The following is a 21,705-nucleotide window of genomic DNA, read 5'->3' on the forward strand; positions in this document are numbered from 1 at the left end:
CGAAACTGGGTAGAATACGGCCAGGCACCTTGACGCTGCCGCCAATGGAGAAAGCAATGAAAGTACTGGTGGTTGACGATGATGTCGTGTCGCGCATGGTATTGATGCATTTGATCGACAGTTGCGGCGTGCACGATATCGTGGAAGCCGAAGATGGCGCGGCCGCGTGGGAGCAGCTCGAAGGCGGCTTGCGTCCGTCGCTGTGCTTCTGCGATTTGCGCATGCCGCGCCTGTCCGGCATGGAGCTGCTGCAGAAAATCCGCTCCGACAGCGCGCTCGATGCCATGCCGCTCGTGCTGGTATCGTCGGCCAATGACCATGACACGGTGCGTGACGCCGTGCAGGCAGGTGCTGCCGGCTATATCGTCAAGCCTTTCCAGCCGGAGCAGGTGCGCCAGCATATCGACGCCTGTTTCGACGTCTCCGCCTTGCCGGCCGAGGCGCCGCGCGACACGCTGCAGCGGCTGGGCATCGACAGCGAACGCCTGCTGGCGTATCTGACGGGCTTCCAGGGGCAGATAGTCGCCGCCGGCGAACAGGTCGATGCCTTGCTGGCACGCGGCGAACCGGCCCAGGCGCGCCAGCAGCTCGAACGGCTGCACCTCGGTTGCCGCACCCTCGGCTTGCATGGCGCGGAAGCGGGCATGATGGCCCTGCTGCAGGCCTCGGTGCTCGATGGCGACCAGATACAAGCGGCTCTGGCCGCGCTGGCGCGCAGCGTGGCGCAGCAGGCGCGTTTGCTGCGGCGGCAGGACGGCGTCGACTGAAATTGCTGTTTTCCGCTTGCTGGAAAAATACTTTAGGTTTAAAGTATCTGCTTCCGGGCCTTGTGCACGCGCCCGCTATCAGCCAGGATGAGCATGAGCAGCGACCCTTCGCCTACCACCGCATCTCCCCAGGACGACTTTGCCCACACGCACTTGCCGCCGCGCGAACTCTGGCCGCAGCTGTGCCTGGACTTGCCCGAGCTGCAGTATCCGCCGCGTCTCAATTGCGTCGCCGCGCTGCTCGATGTGGCCGTGGCCGGCGGCGGTGGCGAGCGCACCGCCATCCTTGCCGACGGCCAGCGCTGGACCTATGCGCAGCTGGCGCGGCAGGTCGACCGCATCGCCCGCGTGCTGCGCAGCGACCTGCATCTGATCCCCGGCAACCGCGTGCTGCTGCGCGGCGCGAATACGCCCATGATGGCCGCCTGCCTGCTGGCCGTGCTGAAAGCCGGCTGCATCGCCGTGCCCACCATGCCGCTGCTGCGCGCGCGCGAACTGTCCGCCATCCTGGCCAAGGCGGAAGTGAACGCCGTGCTGTGCGCGCAGGGCTTGCGCGCGGAACTTGACGCGCTGGCGTCCGTGCCGCCCATGCTGTGTTTTGGCGCCGACGACACGGAACTGGAGCAGCGCATGGCGTCCCACGATGCGCCATTTTCCGCATGCGATACGGCGGCCGACGACGTCTGCCTGATCAGCTTTACCTCGGGCACGACGGGCGTCCCCAAAGGCACCATGCACATGCACCGCGACCTGCTGGCCATCTGCGACTGCTTTCCCCGCTCCATGCTGCAGGTGCGCGCCGACGATATCTTCATCGGCACGCCGCCGCTGGCGTTCACCTTTGGCCTCGGCGGCTTGCTGCTGTTCCCCCTGCGCTTTGGCGCGGCCACCGTACTGCTGGAAAAACTCACGCCCGACGGCCTGCTGCGCGCCATCGGCGCCTATCAAGCCACGATCTGCTTCACGGCGCCTACCTTTTACCGCCAGATGGCGCCCCTGGCGGCCAGCCACGACGTGCGCAGCCTGCGTTTGTCCGTGTCGGCCGGCGAGGCGCTGCCGCTGGCCACGCGCGACGCCTGGCAGGCGGCGACGGGCCTGGCCATGACGGACGGCATCGGCGCCACCGAGATGCTGCATATCTTCATTTCCGCCACGGGCGAGGGCATCCGCCGCGGCGCCATCGGCAAGGCGATTCCCGGCTACCAGGCGTGCATCGTCGATGACGCCGGCGTGCCGCAGCCGCCAGGCGTGACGGGCCGCCTGGCAGTGAAAGGCCCCACCGGTTGCCGCTACCTGTCCGACCCGCGCCAGCGCGAGTATGTGCAGAATGGCTGGAACCTGACGGGCGACACCTTCGAGATGGATGCCGACGGCTATTTCTATTACCGCTCGCGCAGCGACGACATGATCGTCTCGGCCGGCTACAACATCGCCGGTCCGGAAGTGGAAGAGGCGCTGCTGCGCCACCCGGCCGTGGCCGAATGCGGCGTGGTCGGGCGCGCCGATGCCGAGCGTGGCCAGATCGTCGAGGCGCACGTGGTGCTGAAGGATGGCTGGCAGGCCAGCGACCTGCTGGCAGCCGAACTGCAGGACTTCGTGCGCCAGCAGATCGCCCCGTATAAATATCCGCGCGCCATCCGTTTCCTGCCTTCCCTGCCGCGCACGGAAACGGGCAAGCTGCAGCGCTTCAAACTTCGCACGGACACCCCATGAATATTGTCTGCATCGGCGGCGGTCCCGCCGGCCTGTATTTCAGCCTGCTCATGAAAAAGCAGAACCCGGATCACCGCATCACCGTCATCGAGCGCAACCGCCCGTACGACACGTTTGGCTGGGGCGTGGTGTTTTCCGACCAGACGCTGGGCAACCTGGCCAATGCGGACGAGCCGACTGCGCGCGCCATCCTGCAGGCGTTCAACCACTGGGACGATATCGAGATCCACTTCAAGGGCGAGACCGTGCGTTCCGGCGGCCATGGCTTTTGCGGCATCGGCCGCAAGCGCCTGCTCAATATCCTGCAGGCGCGCTGCGAGGAACTCGGCGTGCAGCTGGTATTCGAGACGGAGGTGCAGGACGACCAGGCCATCGCGCGCCAGTACGGCGCCGACCTGGTGATCGCCAGCGACGGCTTGAACAGCCGCATCCGCACGCGCTATGCGGCCAGCTACCAGCCGGAGATCGAGCAGCGCCATTGCCGCTTCGTCTGGCTGGGCACGCGCAAGAAATTCGAAGCGTTCACGTTTGCGTTCCGCCAGACGCCACACGGCTGGTTCCAGGCGCATATCTACCAGTATGACGGCGAGACCTCGACCTTTATCGTCGAAACGCCGGAGCACGTGTGGCGGGCGGTCGGCCTGGATGCCATGAGCCAGGAAGAGGGCATCGCCTTTTGCGAAGCCCTGTTCGCCGAGGAACTCGACGGCCATGGCCTGCTGAGCAATTCGCCGCACTTGCGCGGTTCGGCCCAGTGGATCACCTTTCCCCGCATCGTCTGCCGGCAATGGGTGCATGTACAGGACGGCGTGCCCGTCGTGCTGATGGGCGATGCGGCCCACACGGCCCATTATTCCATCGGCTCGGGCACCAAGCTGGCGCTGGAAGACGCCATCGAGCTGGCGCGCTGCTTCGATCAGCATGCCGAGACGGCTGCGGCGCTGGCCGCCTACCAGCAGCTGCGCGCCATCGAAGTGCTGAAAATCCAGAGCGCGGCGCGCAATTCCATGGAGTGGTTTGAAAACGTCGAGCGCTACAGCGCCATGGAAGCGCCGCAGTTCGCCTATTCCATGCTCACGCGCAGCCAGCGCATTTCGCATGAAAACCTGCGCCTGCGCGACCCTGCCTACGTGGCCGGCTATGAACAATGGCTGGCGCGGCGCGCGGGCGAGCAGGCTGGCGTGGAGATGCGGGACGAGGCTTTGCCGCCCATGCTCACGCCCTTCCGCCTGCGCGGCGTGCTGCTGAAAAACCGCATCGCTGTCTCGCCGATGGCGCAGTACAGCGCCGTCGATGGCGTGGCGGGCGACTACCATCTGATGCACCTGGGCGCGCGCGCCATGGGTGGTGCGGGGCTCGTGTTTGCCGAGATGACGTGCGTGTCGGCCGATGCGCGCATCACGCCCGCTTGTCCCGGCATGTACAGCGAAGCGCATACGCAAGCCTGGCGCCGCATCGTCGATTTCGTGCATGCGAACAGCGATGCGAAGATCGCCCTGCAGCTGGGCCACGCGGGGCCGAAAGGCTCGACGCGGCCCATGTGGGATGGCATCGATCTGCCCTTGAAAGAGGATAATTGGACGCTGCTGGCGGCGTCGGAACAGCAATATCTGGCGGGCGTGTCGCAGGTGGCGCGGGCGGCCACGGAAAGCGACCTGGCGCGCATCGAGCAGGATTTCGTGCGCGCCACCCTGGCTGCGGCCGTCGCCGGTTTCGACTGGCTGGAACTGCACTGTGCGCATGGCTATTTGCTGTCGAGTTTTATCTCGCCGCTGACCAACCGCCGCGCGGACGAATATGGCGGCAGCCTGGAAAACCGCTGCCGCTATCCGCTGCGCGTGTTTCGCGCCATGCGCGCCGCCTGGCCGCAGGATAAACCCATGAGCGTGCGCATCTCGGCCCACGACTGGGTCGAAGGCGGTATCACGCCCGACGATGCGGTACTGATCGCCCGCCTGTTCAAGCAGGCAGGCGCCGACCTGATCGACTGTTCCTCGGGCCAGGTCAGCAAGCTCGAACAGCCCGTGTACGGGCGCATGTTCCAGGCGCCGTTTGCCGACCGCGTGCGCAACGAGGCGGGCATCGCCAGCATGGCCGTCGGTTCGATCTTCGAAGCGGACCACGCCAACAGCATCATCGCCGCAGGGCGCGCCGACCTGTGCGCCGTGGGCCGGCCGCACCTGGCCAACCCCGCCTGGACCCTGACGGAAATGGCGCGCATCGGCTACGGCGGCGCCGGCGCCGGAGCGGCTTGGCCGAAACAGTACCGTCCGGGCCGGCAGCAGCTGGAACGCAATCTGCAGCGCGAGCGCCAGCTGGCCGCCGCCAGCACGGGCCTCACCCCGCAACAGGTGGCCGCGCGGCTGCTGGAAGGATGACATGAAGACGCAAGCGATAGTCGACAAGCATGCGCTGGTGACGGGCGCCGGCAGCGGCATTGGCCTGGCCTGCGCGCGCGCCTTGCTGGACGCGGGCGCCAGGGTGACCTTGGCCGGGCGCGATGGCGCGCGGCTGGCGCGCGCGCGCATGCAGCTGGAAGAGGCGGGCCATGCGGGCAGGGTCGCCATCTGCGTGCTCGACGTGAGCGTGGAAGCGTCCGTTCAGGCGGGCTTCGCGCAGGCTGCCGCGCATTTCGGCCGCATCGATATCTTGATCAATAACGCGGGCCAGGCGCATGCGGCGCCCTTCGGCAAGACGGACTCGGCCATCTGGCAGCAGATGCTGGCCGTGAACCTGACGGGCGTGTTCCACTGCTGCCAGGCGGCCATGCCGGCCATGCTGGAAGCGGGCTGGGGGCGCATCGTCAACGTGGCGTCGACGGCGGGCTTGAAAGGCTATCGCTATGTCAGCGCCTATGTCGCCGCCAAGCATGGCGTGATCGGCCTGACGCGCGCGCTGGCGCTGGAAGTGGCGCCGCGCGGCGTCACCGTCAATGCCGTCTGCCCCGGCTACACGGAAACGGACATGGTGGCGCAGGCCGTGCAGAACATCGTGCGCAAGACGGGGCGCGGCGAAGACGCGGCGCGCGCGGAACTGGCGGCCGGCAATCCGCAGCAGCGGCTGGTGCAGCCACGGGAAGTGGCCGATGCGGTAGCGTGGCTCTGCCTGCCCGCGTCGGCCGCCATGAATGGACAATCGATCGCCGTCGCCGGCGGCGAAGTCATGTAACTGAATGAAGACCATGGATAAAGAAACCGAGAACGTACCGGAAGAACCCGTGCTGGACCTGGCAAGCCGGCTGACGCAGGACCACCACCAGTCGCTCAAGCTGTGGCTGCGCATGCTCTCGTGCACGGTCAAGATTGAAAACGAGGTGCGCACGCGATTGCGCGCCACCTTCGGCATCACCTTGCCCCGTTTCGACTTGATGGCGCAGCTCGAACGCTTTCCTGATGGCTTGCGCATGGGCGAACTGTCCAAGCGCATGATGGTCACGGGCGGCAATATCACGGGCATCACCGACCAGCTGGAGCAGGAAAAACTCGTGGCGCGCGTGGTCGATCCGAAGGACCGCCGCTCGTACAGCGTCAAGCTGACGCCGGCCGGCCGGCGCGCTTTCGACGAGATGGCGCGCGTGCACGAAGGCTGGATCGCGGAACTGCTGCACGGCGTGACGCCGGACGACAAAAACCAATTGATCGACCTGCTGTCGCACATGAAGCAGCAGTTGAATAACACTTCCCTCAAGGATTGACCATGCGCCATCTACCCGGCCAGCCGCAAGACCTGCCAGGCAACCGCGCCAGCCTGGCTGGCTACGCCGCGCGGCATTTCCTGTTTTCCGTCGACGCAGGCGTCGCCACCTTGACCCTGCACCGGCCCGAGCGCAAGAATCCGCTCACTTTTGACTCGTATGCGGAACTGCGCGAGCTGTTTCGCGCGCTGGCGCATGCGGACGACGTCAAGGCCGTGGTCATCACGGGCAGCGGCGACAATTTCTGCTCCGGCGGCGATGTGCACGACATCATCGGCCCCCTGACGCAGCTCGACATGCCAGGCCTGCTGGCGTTTACCCGCATGACGGGCGACGTGGTGAAAGCCATGCGCGCCTGCCCGCAGCCCATCATCGCCGCCATCGACGGCATTTGCGCGGGCGCCGGCGCCATGCTGGCGCTGGCTTCCGATATCCGCATCGGCACGGCGCGCAGCAAGACGGCTTTCCTGTTTACCCGCGTGGGCCTGGCCGGCTGCGACATGGGCGCCTGCGCCTTGCTGCCGCGCGTGATCGGCCAGGGCCGCGCCGCCGAGCTGCTGTATACGGGGCGCTCCTTGCCAGGGACGGAGGCCGAACGCTGGGGCTGGCTCAACCGCCTGGTCGAGCCGGAAGAACTGGCGCAGGCGGCGCAGCTGTTCGCCGCCGGCCTGGCCAGCGGTCCCACGTTCGCGCACGGCATGACGAAAAAAATGCTGCAGCAGGAATGGAACATGGGTGTCGATGAAGCCATCGAAGCGGAAGCGCAGGCGCAAGCCATTTGCATGGCCACCAACGATTTCCACCGCGCCTATCACGCCTTCGTGGCGAAAGAAACACCGCAATTCGAGGGCGATTAAGATGCAATATACACGCGATATGACTTACCTGGACTGGCCGTTTTTCGAAGCGCGCCATGCAGAACTGGAACGTGAACTCGATGCCTGGGCGACGCAGCACCTGGACGACGCGCACGGCGCCGACGTCGATGCGGCTTGTCGCGCGCTGGTGGCGCAATTGGGGCAGGGCGGCTGGCTGGCCCATGCCACGGGTATCGACGGCAAGATCGATACGCGCGCCATTTGCCTGATGCGCGAAACCCTGGCGCGCCATAACGGCCTGGCCGATTTCGCCTTTGCCATGCAGGGACTCGGTTCGGGCGCCATCGGCCTGTTCGGCAGCGCGCAGAACAAGGCGCGCTATTTGCCGGACGTGGCCAGCGGCAAGCGCATCGCCGCCTTTGCCCTGTCCGAGCCGCAGGCCGGCTCCGACGTGGCGGCCATGGCGTGCGCGGCGCGCCGCGATGGCGACGATTACGTGCTCGACGGCGAAAAGACGTGGATCTCGAACGGCGGCATCGCCGACTTTTACGTGGTGTTCGCCCGCACGGGCGAGGCGCCGGGCGCGCGCGGCATCAGCGCCTTCATCGTCGATGCCGACAATCCCGGGCTGGAAATCGCCGAGCGCATCGCCGTCATTGCGCCGCATCCGCTGGCGCGCCTGCGCTTTGCCAATTGCCGCGTGCCCGTGTCGCAGCGCCTGGGAGAGGCGGGGCAGGGCTTCAAGGTGGCGATGGCGACACTCGACGTGTTCCGCACCTCGGTCGCCGCCGCGGCGCTGGGCTTTGCGCGGTGCGCGTTCGACGAAGCGCTGCGCCACGCGACAAAGCGCCAGATGTTTGGCCAAACCCTGGCGGACTTTCAGCTGACGCAGGCAAAATTGGCGCAGATGGCCACCGGCATCGACGCGGCCGCGCTGCTCACCTACCGCGCCGCCTGGCAGCGCGACCAGGGTCGCAAGGTGACGAAGGAAGCGGCCATGGCCAAGCTGACGGCCACGGAAACGGCGCAGCAGGTGATCGACGCGGCCGTGCAACTGTTTGGCGGCATGGGCGTGGTCAGCGGGCATCCGGTCGAGCGCCTGTACCGCGAAATTCGCGCCTTGCGCATCTATGAGGGCGCCAGCGAAGTACAGCAATTGATCATCGCGCGCGAACTGCTGCGCGAGGCAGCGGACGCATGAACCGCATGAACAACGAGGAAAACAATATGCAAGTGTTACAACCACCGGGATGGGCCAGGCCGCGCGGCTATGCGAATGGCATTGCCGCCAGCGGGCGCACGGTGTACGTCAGCGGCATGATAGGCTGGGATGCGCAGGGCCAGTTCCACACGGACGATTTTGCGGCACAGGTGCGCCAGGCCTTGCAAAATATCGTCGCCGTGCTGGCCGAGGCGGGCGCCTTGCCCGAGCACATCGTGCGCATGAACTGGTATGTACTGGACAAGAAGGAATATGTGGCGGCATATCCACAAATCGGCCTTGCCTACCGCGAGCTGATCGGCAAGCATTTTCCGGCCATGACGGCGGTGCAGGTGGCGGGACTGATCGAAGACAGGGCGAAGGTCGAGATCGAGGTGACGGCGGTGCTGCCGGGATGAATTTCTGCTATGAAATATTGCGTATCGGCATCTAAATAATAAATATAAAAACATTATCTATCGTGTTATATTTGGCAACCGGAAAATACACCGGTTTTAAATACTGACAGTCGAGGTAGAGATGCGCACTAATTTCAAAGTGACAAGGAATGTGGTTCTGGCCGTGGCCGGTATGGTTTTTTGCTTGGGCGCGCAGGCGGGATCCGGTACGTCGCTACTCTCCCCCGGCTATCAGGCACAGCTGGAAACCTGGCTCGGCGAAGGTCGCCTGGCGCTGACGAATATTTATACCAAGGCGGCGGGCGATACCTCGCTGGATTTTCACAAGGCATCCGACGGCAAGGGACGTACTTTTTCTGTCATGGAAGCAACCAACAGCGCCGGACAGACCTGGCTGATTGGCGGTTACAATCCGCAAAGCTGGAGTTCCACCGACGGCATGCATGTGACCATGGACGATAGCCAGCGTACAGGCTTCCTGTTCAATTTGACGTCAGGATTCATGCGGCCCCAATTGAAACAGTATTTCAATGGCGACGAAATCGGCAAGGATCAAACGTACAATCATGCCGACTACGGCCCCACCTTCGGCTATGGGCATGACTTGTATGTGCCGCGCGACCTGACGCACAACGGCGGCTCTTTTCTGTACACCTATAATGCATTGGGCCAACCCCTCTCCGGCATCAGCCTGCTAGATGGGTCGACTTGGCAGGGTAACAATGTGACCTTTGGCGCGATCCAGATCTTTACTGTCAGCGCGGTACCGGAACCTGCCACCTATGGCTTGCTGCTGGCTGGCCTGGGCGTGCTGATCAGGGTCCGGCGCCGCGGGCGTCCGGACATCCTGGCCTGAATTGCCCGTCAAACGCACGCTTGCCACGCTGTCAATGACGGGCGCTTGCCTGTATAATGCCGCTGCGCGTGTCGCCATCGTACAATGGATAGTACAAGGTCCTCCTAAGACTTAAATGCAGGTTCGATTCCTGCTGGCGACACCACGTTTCCACGCAACGCGCGTCGGCAGCCTGTGATCATCCAGGCGGTAGTTACTGGTCGATGGCGATTGAAGTCCAAGTTATCGGTACAATGCGTGCTTCATTCATCCAATCGGCGGCTGTTTTGCACACCACGCGGTGTGCGCGAGACGGCGCCCGAGCACTCTTACTCATTATGGCTGTCATTTCTCTTTCATCGGCGCAACTTGCGTTCGGTCACGTCGCGCTGCTCGATCACGCGGAATTTTCACTGGAAACCTCGGAGCGGGTCGGCTTGATCGGCCGCAACGGTACGGGTAAATCGTCGCTGTTGAAGGTTATTTCGGGCAAGTTCAAGCTCGATGACGGCTTGTTGGTGATGCAGCAAGGCATCAAGATCGCCTATGTGGAGCAGGAACCGCAATTCGACCCGGACATGTCCGTGTTCGACGCCGTCGCTTCCGGCATGGGCGAATCGCAGGCGTGGCTGAAGGAATACGATGCGCTGACGGGCCAGTTCGGCCAAGGAAATGACGACGAACTGATGGAACGCATGCACGACATCCAGGTCAAACTCGATGCGGCCGATGCGTGGAGCTTGCCGAACAAGGTGGAAACCGTACTCGACCGTTTGAACCTGACGGGCGACATGCTGATGAAAACTCTGTCCGGCGGGATGCAAAAGCGCGTGGCGCTGGCGCGCGCGCTGGTCTCGGCGCCCGACGTGCTGCTGCTCGATGAGCCGACCAACCATCTGGATTTCAGCTCCATCCTGTGGCTGGAAGGCTTGTTGCGCGACTTCAAGGGTAGCGTGCTGTTCATTACCCATGACCGGTCCTTCCTCGACAATGTTGCCACGCGCATCATCGAGCTCGACCGCGGCCGTTTGCTGTCGTATCCGGGCAATTTCACGGCTTACCAGACCCGCAAGGCGGAGCAGCTGGAAATCGAGGAAGTGGAAAACGCCAAGTTCGACAAGTTCCTGGCGCAGGAAGAAGTGTGGATACGCAAGGGCGTCAAGGCCCGCCGCGTGCGTGACGAAGGCCGCGTGCGCCGCCTGGAAGCGCTGCGCCTGACGCGCAATGCGCGCCGCGAACAGCAGGGACAGGTCAAGCTGGATGTATCTGCCGGCGAACGCTCGGGCAAGATTGTGGCGGACCTGGAAAACGTCTCGAAGATCTATGGCGACAAGGTCATCGTCAAGGATTTCAGCGCCACCATCCTGCGTGGCGACAAGGTCGGCCTGATCGGCGCCAACGGCGCCGGCAAGACCACCTTGCTGAAGATGATCCTGGGTCAGGAAGAGTCGGACACGGGCACCATCCGCCTGGGCACCAAGCTGCAAGTGGCGTATTTCGACCAGATGCGCACGCAGCTGAACGAAGAGGCCAACCTGATGGAAACCATCGCGCCAGGCAGCGACTGGGTCGAGATCAATGGTCAGCGCCGTCACGTGATGACCTACCTGAACGATTTCCTGTTCGCGCCGGAGCGTGCCCGTTCGCCCGTCAAGTCGCTGTCCGGTGGCGAGCGCAACCGTTTGCTGCTGGCGCGCCTGTTCGCCAAGCCGGCCAACGTGCTGGTGCTCGATGAGCCGACCAATGACTTGGATATCGATACCCTGGAATTGCTGGAAGAGTTGCTGGAAGAATACACTGGCACCGTTTTCCTTGTCAGCCATGACCGCACCTTCCTCGACAACGTGGTCACGCAAGTGATCGTTGCCGAAGGCGAGGGCAAGTGGCGCGAATTCGTCGGCGGCTACACGGATTGGGAGCGCGTGCGCACCTTGCCGATCGCCACGGCGCCCGCCAGCAAGCCGGCCGTGAAGGTCGAGGCCGCCGCGCCGGCCGCCAAGCAGAAAAAGCTCAGCTACAAGGAACAGCGCGAGCTGGAAGAGTTGCCGAAACTGATCGCCAAGCTGGAAGACGAGCAATCGGTGCTGGCCGCCGAGCTGTCGCACCCGGACTTCTACAAAAAGACGCCGGCCGAAGGCAAGCGCCTGAATGCGCGGGTGGCCGAGATCGAAGGCGAACTGCTGGAAGCGCTGGAAAAGTGGGAGCAGATCGAGGCGCGCGCCAACGGTTGATTGTTTTCCACCTCTCCTGTTGTAATTAAGTTAGGATTATTTGCCACGGCAACGGTTCAGCTTGATATAATTATATAATTATATTTTTTACATCGGGGGATGCATGTTTGTTATCAAAAACACGCGCGCCGGACCACGGCGTCCGGCGCGTGGTTCCACCTCCGGTGCGCATCAGCATGTTTGACCGCGCCGCCTTGCCCCGGGTAGCGCCATTCCTGGCCTACCTCTCCTTTATCTTTATCGCCGACATGCTGGGCCGGGCAGGCTTTGCCGCGCAGGACCTGCGCTGGCTGTACGCCGTCAAGATCGGCGTCGTGCTGGGCATGTTGTTGTATTGGCGCCGCAGCTACACGGAACTGCGGTGGATGCCGCTGGGCGCGCGTGCTCTGGCGGTGGCGCTGGCCACCGGGCTTGTTGTTTTTCTGTTGTGGATTAACCTGGACGCAGGCTGGATGATGATCGGCAGTGCCGACGGCTTCGATCCGCGCAATGACGGCCGGATCGAGTGGAGCCTGGTGGTCGTGCGCATCGCCGGCGCCGCCCTGGTGGTGCCCGTGATGGAAGAGCTGTTCTGGCGCTCCTTCCTGCTGCGCTGGATCGATGCCCCTGACTTCCTGAATTTCCAGCCACGTCTGGCCAGCGCCAAGGCTTTTGTCATCAGCGTCGTGTTGTTTGGCTTTGAACATAATTTGTGGCTGGCGGGCATTGTTGCTGGTGCCGCCTATACTCTGCTTTATATGCGCAGTCAGTCACTGTGGTCGCCCATCCTGGCGCACGGCGTCACCAACGGCGTGCTGGGACTCTGGATTGTTTCCGGCGGCCACTGGACTTACTGGTAATATTGCTAACCAACTGTTTGCTCTTTCAAAGACAATGCCCATGTTGACTTCATCGTATCATTGCCCTGCCCGTATCGGGCAACCAGGATTGCAGCGCAACCGTTTGGCTTCGGCTCTGGCGCGCATATTGCCAGCTACGCTGTTGGCGGCCGGTGGCGCGGCATGCAGTTTGCCGGCTGGCGCCGCTATCAGCGATACGATTTCGCCTTTTATTGCGACCTCGTACTCGTATGACGATAATCTGTTCCGCGTCGATGACAATGTGCCCGGATTTGATGGGCAGCGCTCCGACACCTCGCGCCAGGTGCAAGCGGGATTCCTGATCAAGCGTCCCATCGGCCGGCAATTGCTGACGGGGCAGGTAAAGTGGTCACGCGTCTATTTTGATCATTTTGACCAGCTCAACTACACGGGCAAGGATTATCTGGCTGATCTCGAGTGGCATATTGCGAATCACCTCGAAGGCCATGTGGGTGCCAGCTATGCGCAGACCCTGACGCCGTTCAGCGATTTGCGAAGCTCGGAACGTAACTTGCGCACGATACGCCGCGAGTATGCGAATGGCGGCTGGCGCTTTCATCCCAGCTGGCGCGTGCGGGGGGGATTCTCGCGCGATCGATATAGTTATGATTCGATTGCGCAAAGATTTTCCAACAGGCAAGAAGATGCCATTGAGCTGGGCTTCGATTATTTGCCCGCCAGCGGAAGCCGGATCGGCATACAACTGCGCCATTTGAAAGGGAGCTATCCGAACCGGGAAAACCTGGCTGCGTTCGGTATTGAACAGGGGTATGAGCAGGACGAGGTGAAGGCGAATATTTACTGGATTCTCAGCGGCGTGACGCAAGTGCAGCTGCTTGGCGGCTGGGTGAAACGCAAGAACGAGCTATTTTCCGGACGCGATTCCAGCGGTGCCAATGGGCGCGTCACCGTGAACTGGGCCCCGCTCGGCAAGGTGCGTTTTACGGGAAGCCTGTGGCATGAATTTGCTGCAGTGGAAAATTCCTTAATTACCAGTAGCTTGAATAATGGCGCCAGCCTTGCCGCTGCCTGGGATATCTCGGCCAAAGTGCGCATGGATGCGCAACTGCGGCGCGAGAAACGCGATTTTTCCGCGGCGAGCGGCCTGGTGCTGCCCGTCGATGTCGACGACACCACGAAGACGGCCAGCATCGGTCTGACTTATGCGCCGCGGCCCAATATTCAATTGGGCGTCAGCGCATTCCGCGATACGCGCAGAGGCGCTCCCATTATCAACACAGGTAGTTACCGTGCCAAAGGCGCTTCCATTAACGCCAGCATCCAGTTCTGATGAGTATTATGACGGTCAATGATATACCCCTGATTTCATTTTTCCAGCGCATCCTCGACCCATTGATCATCATGGGGATGCTGTACCTGCTGTCAGTCCTGTCGGGTTCGCCTTTTACCGGTTATTCGCTGGTGCTGATGATTTTGGCGTTTTTTATTTCATCGTCGGTGTTTCAGTATGTCGACCCCTACCGTACGTGGCGCAGCGGCCGCATGCTCGCTTACGCCCGCGATGTCTTTGTCAGCTGGGGCATTACCGCCCTGATTCTGATCTTTCTCGGCTCGGCGACGGGACTGGCGTTCCATTTCGACCGCGAGCTGGTACTGGCCTGGTTTCTGCTGACGCCATTCATATTGCTGCTCAGTCATCTTGCCGCACGGCGCATGGTGGCCGATCCCGGGCGCGACAGCGAAGTGCGCTCGGTCGTCATCATTGGCGCCAATGACGCCAGCCTGAAGTTTGCCACGACCGTGGAGCGCAATCCGAACCTGTTCATGAGCGTGCGGGGGTTTTTTGACGACCGTACCGATGACCGATGGCCGGAGAAGATGCGTGAACCCATGCTGGGCAAGATGGCTGATATTGCCGCCTATGTGCGCGAACATAATATCAAGATGATATTCATCAGCCAGCCGATTTCAGCCCAGCCGCGCATCCGCAAGATGCTCGATGAATTGCAGGATACGACGGCGTCCGTGTACTTCCTGCCGGATATCTATATCTTCGACCTGATGCAGGCGCGCTTCGATAATGTGGGCGGCATGCCGGTGATCGCCATCCGTGAGTCGCCGTTTACGGGCTTTAACAGCATGGTCAAGCGCGGCAGCGACATCGTGCTGGGCCTGCTGATCCAGATCATGTTGTTGCCAGTGATGCTGATCATCGCCATTGCCGTGAAGATGACCTCGAAAGGTCCCGTGATTTTCCGCCAGCGCCGCTATGGCTTGTATGGCGAGGAAATTATTGTGTATAAATTCCGCTCGATGACGGTCAGCGAGGATGGCGACAAGGTGGTGCAGGCCACGAAGAACGACCAGCGCGTCACGCGCATCGGCGGTTTCCTGCGTCGCAGTTCACTCGATGAACTGCCACAATTTATCAATGTGTTGCAGGGCCGCATGAGCATAGTCGGGCCGCGTCCCCATGCGGTGGCGCACAATGAGCAGTATCGTAAGTTGATCAAAGGATACATGCTGCGTCACAAGGTCAAGCCCGGCATCACGGGATGGGCGCAGGTGAATGGATTGCGCGGCGAGACAGAAACCCTGGACAAGATGGAAGCGCGCATTCATTTTGACCTCGACTACCTGCGCAACTGGTCACTCTGGCTGGATCTGTGGATCATCATGCGCACGGTGAAAGTTGTACTCAAGCGTGACAATGCCCATTGAGTGCAGTGACGCCGCAACACTGTAGGAATTTGTTTTGCGTCAGATCAATACGCGTTAAAATGAAGCAAGCATTCGAAGTACGGACCCATGGTCCGTTCCGGCGAACCAGGCGTAATGCAAAGAACAATATGAGAAAGGTGCGACAGCATCATGTGACGGCAGGTGGCCACGCGTATTGCTTCGGTTGTCTTGCCGGCAGCCGGCCTGGTTCGCATGGCTTCGCCTTCTCACCCGCCGGTGGTTTGTCCATGCTGCGCTTCAGACTACGGCCCCATCCTCGCCGATCCTGCGCGGGAACGCGTTACGACAGCGTGCCCGCAGGAAACTACATACGTACCAAGCACAAGAAATGCTATTTTGTTAATCTGCAGGTAACGAATGAAATGGCTGTGGCTGTGAGTTTTCTTGGAAACAGTTGTTTTTAAATCTGCTTAATGGATTTTTAAGCAAATACTTTCCGGCGGCTCTTGTACATTGTGTATCATATTTATAATATTGACAATTATGTGGCCAAGTCCCATAATTTCATGAGAAATCTGTTATTTTGGCAATATTTTTTGATAGTATAGTTGTGTTTTTTGTCATTAAATTGTCGTGATCGATTTCTTTTCTGAACTAAAGGAGTAATTTTGAACCTCTTGCATAAACAACGTTGGAGTGTCCACGTGCCGGAACTGAACTCTCGTATGCTGTGTTCGGCCTTGGTCTTGCTGACTGCAGTAGGGATGGCCGCGTGTGGCAATAAAGAAAAAAAGGCCGGGCAGGCACTGGCAAGTGTGAATGGCGAGGAAATTACTGTTCTTCAGCTCAATGAGGAAATGCAGCGTGCCAATGTACAGGCTGTGCAGCAAGAAGCCGCGAGCAAGCAACTGCTGGAATCGCTGATCGATCGCCAATTGCTGTTGAACGAAGCGGTCAAGGAAAAGATGGACCGCGACCCCAAGGTAGTGCAGGCGGTCGAGCGCGCGAAGTCTTTGATCATTGCACAGGCCTATATGCAGAAAAAGATCGGTGCGCTGCCCCGTCCGGGCAAGGCCGAGGTGGAAGCGTATTTTGAAAAGAATCCACAGTATTTCAGCCAGCGCAAGCAGTTCGATATGCGCGAGTTGATTATTGCCAGCGCCGATATGAATGATGCGCTGAAGGCTGCAATGGACGCAGCCAAGTCGCTCGATGACGTGGCTGCCTGGCTCGACACGCATCAGGTCAAGTATGGTCGTACGCAATTGTCCCGCTCGAGCGCCGATCTGGCGCCGGAGTTGAGCGGGAAGCTGCTGACCATGCCAAAAGGACAGTTATTCATCATTCGCGAAGGCGACCGTACCTTGCTGATTTCGCTGGTCGATATCAAGGATAGCCCAGTGACCTTGGCCCAGGCGGCGCCGCAAATCGAACAGTTTCTCGCCAATAAGAAAACCAAGGAAGTGGCCGATGCTGAGCTCAAGCGTTTGCGCGCAACGGCAAAGATCGAATATCTGAACAAGCCTGCCGCGGGCAAGGACGCAGCCTCGACAGCTGCTTCGGCTTCGGCTGCCCCGTCGGCGTCGGTGTCAGCGCCTGCCGCGCCGGCAGCAGTGTCGAACGAAATGAATGAACGTGGAGCAGCTGGGCTGAAGTAATGCCCGGTATAAGATGAACGCAATTTTTATGGAAGCAGGCAAATCATGAAACGACTTGCAATGTGGATGATGGCAGCCTTTTTTGCGCTGACCGCTGGTGTCGCCGGCGCCGCCGATGTTTTGCTCGGTGCAGGCGATGTGCTGAAAATCTCCGTGTACGGTAGCCCGGACCTTGGTCTGGAAACGCGCGTCAGCGAAGCGGGTGAGATCACGTTTCCTCTGGTTGGCGCTGTACCCATTGGCGGGCTTTCCGTTGCCGCTGCAGAAAAGAAAATTGGCAACCTTCTCGAAGGCGGCGGTTTTCTGCGCAAGGCACAGGTCAATATCATCGTAACTTCGCTGCAGAGCCAGCAGGTATCCGTGCTGGGGCAGGTGAATCGTCCTGGACGTTATCCGCTCGAAGGCAAGCGCAGCCTGATGGATGTGCTGGCAATGGCGGGAGGCTTTACAGCCGATGCGGGCGATACCATCAATCTGATCCGCAAGCGTGATGGCAAGACCAGCAAGGAAGTGATCGACATTATCGAAATGGTGCGCGCCGGTTCACTGGACCGTGACGTTAATCTGACTGGCAATGACGTGATTTACGTGGAACGCACGCCGCGTTTCTATATCTATGGAGAAGTACAGCGTCCTGGGACCTTCCGCCTCGAACGGGGCATGACCGTCCTTCAGGCGCTGTCTGTCGGTGGCGGCCTGACGCAGCGTGGCACGGAGCGCAGCATGCGCATCAAGCGCCGCGACACCGCTGGTAAATTGGAGACGATTGAAGCGAAGCACGATGATCTGCTGCAAACCGACGACGTCGTGTATGTCAGGGAAAGCCTGTTTTAATTTGCGTCGCGCACGTCCGGATGATTTGTCTGAACCGATTTCTCTGATATGAGAGCTGTACCATGAATTTTTCACAATTTTTACTTATCCTGCGTGCGCGCAAATGGATATTGATCATTACCTTGCTGATCACGGTGGGCGCGACCGTCATCGTCAGCGCGCTGCTGCCCAAGACATACAAGGCATCGGCGTCGGTACTGATGAACTACAAGGGCATTGATCCCGTCACCGGGATGGCGATGCCTGGACAGTTGTTACCCGGCTACATGGCCACGCAGATTGATATTATCAGCAGCAAGAATGTTGCACTGCGTGTGGTCGATCAATTGCACCTGGCGGAAAGTCCAGCCGTGATTGCGCAGTTCAATGAAGCCTCGAAGGGCGTGGGCAATGTGCGTGACTGGCTTGCCGAGTTACTGTTGGCCAAGCTGGAAATTGTTCCCTCGCACGAAAGTAGCGTGGTCGACATCAGTTTCAAGGGTAGCGATCCGCAATTTGTTGCGGCAGTAGCCAATGCCTTTGCTGATGAGTATCAAAAGACCAGTATTCAACTTAAAGTCGATCCCATGAGAAAGGCATCGACGTATTTCACGGAACAGACGAAGCTGTTGCGCGATGCCCTGGAGAGCGCGCAAAGCCGTCTGTCCGAGTATCAACAAAAAAATGGCATCGTGAGCCTGGATAACCGCCTCGATGTCGAGTCGAACCGCCTCAACGACCTGTCGGCGCAGTTGGTCGCGGCACAAGGGCTGGCAATGGAAGCGACGTCGCGCCAGCGCATGGCGCAGGGCGGTGCCTTTGCCGAATCTCCCGACGTGGCGGCCAATCCGCTGATCCAGAGCCTGAAGGTGGGGCTGGGTAGCGCCGAATCGAAGCTTGCCGAGATTGGCCAGCGATTGGGCACCAATCACCCGCAGTATCAGTCCGCAAAGGCTGAAGTGGATAAATTACGCAGTGACCTGAAGGAAAGCCTGCGTGTTACTTCCAATAGCGTCGGCAACAATGCGCAGATCATGTCGCAGCGCGAAGCTGCCATTCGTGCCGCGCTTGCCGCGCAAAAGGCGAAAGTGCTGGAATTGAACCGTACCCGGGACGAGATGGGCGTGTTGCAAAAGGATGTGGAAAGCGCCCAGCGTGCTTTCGAGGCGACATCGCAGCGCCTGTCGCAGACGCGCCTGGAAGGGCAATCCGAGCAGTCCGATATCTCGCTGTTGAACCCTGCAGTGCCACCTAGCCAGCCGGCGGGTCCCAAGGTCTTGTTGAATACGGTACTGGCCCTGTTCCTTGGCACAATGTTCGGTATCGGTGTGGCCTTGCTGGCTGAAATGCTGGATCGCCGCGTGCGTTCTGAAAATGATCTTTCCGATGCCTTGCAGTTGCCCATGCTTGGCAGCATTGCCTGGAATGCGCCAGCCCGTTCACGGGGGAACCGTTTCTGGTCGCTGTTGCCGCGCTCTTTGCGCGCAAATTAATTTTTATTGGAAAGCATCATGAATCCAGTCCCACATTCTGTTCAGACCACCCCAACCCTGCCGCGTGGCGGCGACTCGAGCATAGGCGGCTTGCTGCTTGAATCGGGCAAGATTTCGCCTGAAAATGCCGAGCGCGTATTGCGCATGCAAAAAGAACTGGGCATTCGTTTTGGCGAAGCCGCACAGCGCCTTGGACTTGTGACGGAAGCCGATATCCAGCAAGTTCTGGCACGCCAGTTCGACTATCCCTATCTGCAAGCGGGGCAGGGTGATTTTTCCGACAAGCTGGTGGCGGCCTATCAGCCATTCAGTGCCCAAGTGGAAACGTTGCGCGCTGTGCGCAGCCAACTCATGTTGCGCTGGTTTGCGCGCGACCACAAGGCGCTGGTCGTGATGTCCGTCAATCCCGGCGAAGGCGCGAGCCTGTTCGCAGCTAACCTGGCCGTGGTATTTTCACAGCTTGGGGAGCACACCCTGCTGGTGGATGCCAACCTGCGTACGCCGCGTCAGCATGAGATCTTTGATTTGAAGGGCCGGCAGGGGCTGTCGGACATGCTGGCCGGACGCGCTGATCAGGATGCCATCACGAAAATCGACTCCTTTGTCGATCTGTCCGTGCTGGGTGCCGGCACGCTTCCTCCGAACCCGCAGGAGATGCTGAGCCGTTCGCCATTTAGCGGACTCAATGCGCAGCTGGAGTCCCGCTATGATGTGGTGCTGTACGATACCTCCGCTTTTTCCGTTGGTTCCGATGCCTTGATCACGGCAACCCGGGCTGGTGGCGTGCTGCTGGTGGCGCGCAAGAATTACACGCTGCTGCACGATATCCATGCGATGACGGAGCAAATGGTGCAAAGCGGCGTCGAAGTCGTCGGTTCCGTGCTGGTAGATTTTTGATGAGTACGCTAAGCCATCCTGCGTCAGCGCGCGGCAAGTTGCCGTCGCGCGCGATCATTCTGGAATGGTTGCCGATCATTGTTGGCTTCCTGGCGCTGTACCTGCCATCGTTTTACTCGCTTTTCCATGGTATTTGGGCGACAGAAGACCAGGCGCATGGACCGATCATTTTGGCGCTGTCCGTATGGCTGCTGTATCACCAGCGCGCCAAGCTCCTGGAACGTGCTGATCCCCGCGGTTCTCCTGTGCTGGGTTCGGTCATGTTCGTATTTGGCCTGCTGCTGTATGTCGCGGGCGTCTCGCAACAGATCCTGGCGTTCGAGATAGGCTCCTTTGTTGTCGTGACGATGTCGCTTGTCTGCTTCAAGTTTGGCACGGCTTCGCTGCGTGCCGTGTGGTTCCCGTTTTTCTTCATGTTTTTCATGATCCCATTGCCTAGCGCTATTGTCTCGGCATTGACGCTGCCAATGAAGATCGCCGTTTCCTATGTCACGGAACACCTGTTGTTCTGGGCCGGCTATCCCATCGCACGCAGTGGCGTGATTCTGCAGATCGGACAATATCAGTTGCTGGTCGCCGATGCGTGTGCCGGTTTGCAGACATTGTTGACGCTTGAGGCGCTGGGCTTGTTCTACCTGAATCTGGTGCGCCATACTTCACCGTTCCGCAATATCGTCCTGGCGACGCTGATCATCCCGATTTCCTTTACCGCCAATGTGATACGCGTCGTGACGCTCACGCTCATCACGTATTATTTTGGTGATGCCGCAGGTCAAGGTTTCCTGCATGGTTTTGCCGGCATGGTGCTCTTCATCAGCGCCCTGATACTGATTATTAGTCTCGACACCTTGCTGCAATGGATAGTGCGCCGCGGCAATAGCAAACGCAGCCGGGGAGGCCAGCCATGAATACGCATACGCAAGTGAGCAAGTCCTGGATCAGCGGCGTGATACTGGGTCTGTGCATGTTGTTCGCATTATGGCTTGGACAGCGTGCGACCCCCACGATCCGCATCGCTGACAGCCGGCCGAAAATTATGCTGGAAACGGCGATTCCTGCCGAGTTCGGCGACTGGCAGGAAGACCGTACGCAGATTTCCGCCGTTGTCAATCCGACGGCGCTAGCGGAAATCAACAAAATTTATAACCAGACCCTGACGCGCACCTATGTCAATCGTGATGGCGAACGCATCATGCTATCGATTGCCTACGGAACGGATCAAAGCGACAATTTGTCGGTTCACTTCCCCGAAGGCTGTTATGGTGGCCAGGGCTTCGCGGTCGGCGCCACCACGCATGAACCACTGGAGACGATCGCCGGCAGCATTCCTGCCTCGCGCCTGGTGGCAACATTAAATAATCGCAATGAGCCGATCATTTATTGGGTCGTGGTTGGCGAGAAGGCGGTTAACGACATCTGGCAGATGAAAAAGGTCAAGCTGGCCTATGCGCTGGATGGCCGCATTCCGGACGCTACCCTGATGCGCGTGTCGACGATTACGCAGGATAATGCTCGTGGCTTTACTTTAGCCCAGGAGTTTGTCAATCAGATGCTGTCCTCCATGACACCGGCGCATCGTCGTCATTTCTCGGGCCAGGGCAGCTAACGCCTGCCTGGCGAGGTTGCCTGGTTTGCCGCCCAAACAATCAATGTGGTGCAAGCC

Annotated in this window: 19 protein-coding genes and 1 tRNA gene; all 20 read left to right on the forward strand. The window is 60.3% G+C overall.

The window, feature by feature from the left end; genetic code table 11:
* The first annotated feature begins 56 nt into the window (after positions 1-56).
* The 20 genes from LSO07_RS08180 (at position 57) to epsI (ending at position 21,648) form a co-directional block, all read left to right on the forward strand.
* Entirely contained in the window at positions 57-767 is a 711-nt protein-coding gene (locus tag LSO07_RS08180) for a response regulator (RefSeq protein WP_151093250.1), read from the forward strand.
* Positions 768-860: 93 nt separating this feature from the next.
* Positions 861-2,480, forward strand: coding sequence for an AMP-binding protein (locus LSO07_RS08185; RefSeq protein WP_151093252.1), 1,620 nt, complete (start codon positions 861-863; stop codon positions 2,478-2,480).
* Positions 2,477-4,858: a bifunctional salicylyl-CoA 5-hydroxylase/oxidoreductase gene (locus tag LSO07_RS08190; RefSeq protein ID WP_151093254.1), complete on the forward strand. Its 2,382-nt coding sequence runs from the start codon at positions 2,477-2,479 to the stop codon at positions 4,856-4,858. Before LSO07_RS08185 ends, LSO07_RS08190 begins: the two co-directional genes overlap by 4 nt.
* Before the next feature lies 1 nt (position 4,859).
* Positions 4,860-5,648 (forward strand): SDR family NAD(P)-dependent oxidoreductase, encoded by a 789-nt coding sequence (locus LSO07_RS08195; protein WP_151093256.1) that lies wholly within the window; start codon positions 4,860-4,862, stop codon positions 5,646-5,648.
* 13 nt (positions 5,649-5,661) lie between these two features.
* On the forward strand, positions 5,662-6,174 hold the full coding sequence (locus LSO07_RS08200; RefSeq protein WP_081345395.1) for a MarR family winged helix-turn-helix transcriptional regulator: 513 nt from the start codon (positions 5,662-5,664) through the stop codon (positions 6,172-6,174).
* A gap of 2 nt (positions 6,175-6,176) precedes the next feature.
* The gene (locus tag LSO07_RS08205) at positions 6,177-7,031 is read left to right on the forward strand and encodes an enoyl-CoA hydratase family protein (protein ID WP_151093258.1); all 855 of its coding nucleotides are present in this window, start codon (positions 6,177-6,179) and stop codon (positions 7,029-7,031) included.
* 1 nt (position 7,032) lies between these two features.
* Positions 7,033-8,193 carry an acyl-CoA dehydrogenase family protein gene (locus LSO07_RS08210; RefSeq protein WP_151093260.1) on the forward strand — a complete coding sequence of 387 codons (1,161 nt, stop codon included), beginning with the start codon at positions 7,033-7,035 and terminating at the stop codon, positions 8,191-8,193.
* A gap of 26 nt (positions 8,194-8,219) precedes the next feature.
* A complete protein-coding gene (locus tag LSO07_RS08215) occupies positions 8,220-8,612 on the forward strand; it encodes a RidA family protein (RefSeq protein ID WP_034782311.1) in 393 nt (130 codons plus the stop codon).
* Between the two features lie 121 nt (positions 8,613-8,733).
* Positions 8,734-9,468: a PEP_CTERM-anchored TLD domain-containing protein gene (locus tag LSO07_RS08220; RefSeq protein ID WP_175445124.1), complete on the forward strand. Its 735-nt coding sequence runs from the start codon at positions 8,734-8,736 to the stop codon at positions 9,466-9,468.
* A gap of 70 nt (positions 9,469-9,538) precedes the next feature.
* Positions 9,539-9,613 (forward strand) — tRNA-Arg (locus LSO07_RS08225).
* A 172-nt stretch (positions 9,614-9,785) separates the two neighbouring features.
* Positions 9,786-11,678, forward strand: a complete 1,893-nt coding sequence (locus LSO07_RS08230) for an ATP-binding cassette domain-containing protein (protein WP_034782110.1) — start codon at positions 9,786-9,788, stop codon at positions 11,676-11,678.
* A 149-nt stretch (positions 11,679-11,827) separates the two neighbouring features.
* Positions 11,828-12,517 carry a CAAX prenyl protease-related protein gene (locus LSO07_RS08235; protein WP_225317214.1) on the forward strand — a complete coding sequence of 230 codons (690 nt, stop codon included), beginning with the start codon at positions 11,828-11,830 and terminating at the stop codon, positions 12,515-12,517.
* A 40-nt stretch (positions 12,518-12,557) separates the two neighbouring features.
* Positions 12,558-13,829 carry an XrtB/PEP-CTERM-associated polysaccharide biosynthesis outer membrane protein EpsL gene (gene epsL, locus LSO07_RS08240; protein ID WP_151093262.1) on the forward strand — a complete coding sequence of 424 codons (1,272 nt, stop codon included), beginning with the start codon at positions 12,558-12,560 and terminating at the stop codon, positions 13,827-13,829.
* Positions 13,830-13,837: 8 nt separating this feature from the next.
* Complete coding sequence (locus LSO07_RS08245) at positions 13,838-15,220, forward strand: undecaprenyl-phosphate glucose phosphotransferase (protein ID WP_034782111.1); 1,383 nt, start codon at positions 13,838-13,840, stop codon at positions 15,218-15,220.
* A 629-nt stretch (positions 15,221-15,849) separates the two neighbouring features.
* A complete protein-coding gene (locus LSO07_RS08250; protein ID WP_318526562.1) occupies positions 15,850-16,839 on the forward strand; it encodes an EpsD family peptidyl-prolyl cis-trans isomerase in 990 nt (329 codons plus the stop codon).
* A 45-nt stretch (positions 16,840-16,884) separates the two neighbouring features.
* Positions 16,885-17,673, forward strand: coding sequence for a polysaccharide export protein EpsE (gene epsE, locus LSO07_RS08255; RefSeq protein ID WP_034782113.1), 789 nt, complete (start codon positions 16,885-16,887; stop codon positions 17,671-17,673).
* A 62-nt stretch (positions 17,674-17,735) separates the two neighbouring features.
* On the forward strand, positions 17,736-19,145 hold the full coding sequence (gene epsF / locus LSO07_RS08260; RefSeq protein ID WP_034782114.1) for a chain length determinant protein EpsF: 1,410 nt from the start codon (positions 17,736-17,738) through the stop codon (positions 19,143-19,145).
* An 18-nt stretch (positions 19,146-19,163) separates the two neighbouring features.
* A complete protein-coding gene (epsG, locus tag LSO07_RS08265; protein WP_034782117.1) occupies positions 19,164-20,042 on the forward strand; it encodes a chain length determinant protein tyrosine kinase EpsG in 879 nt (292 codons plus the stop codon).
* Positions 20,042-20,950, forward strand: a complete 909-nt coding sequence (gene xrtB, locus LSO07_RS08270; RefSeq protein ID WP_070282731.1) for an exosortase B — start codon at positions 20,042-20,044, stop codon at positions 20,948-20,950. The genes epsG and xrtB overlap by 1 nt, the downstream gene beginning before the upstream one ends.
* Positions 20,947-21,648: an exosortase-associated protein EpsI, B-type gene (epsI, locus tag LSO07_RS08275; protein WP_052140107.1), complete on the forward strand. Its 702-nt coding sequence runs from the start codon at positions 20,947-20,949 to the stop codon at positions 21,646-21,648. The genes xrtB and epsI overlap by 4 nt, the downstream gene beginning before the upstream one ends.
* The last annotated feature ends 57 nt before the right edge of the window (positions 21,649-21,705 follow it).

Origin of the sequence: Janthinobacterium sp. PLB04 (assembly GCF_021165895.1) — a bacterium.
Taxonomy (GTDB): Bacteria; Pseudomonadota; Gammaproteobacteria; order Burkholderiales; family Burkholderiaceae_D; genus Janthinobacterium; species Janthinobacterium lividum.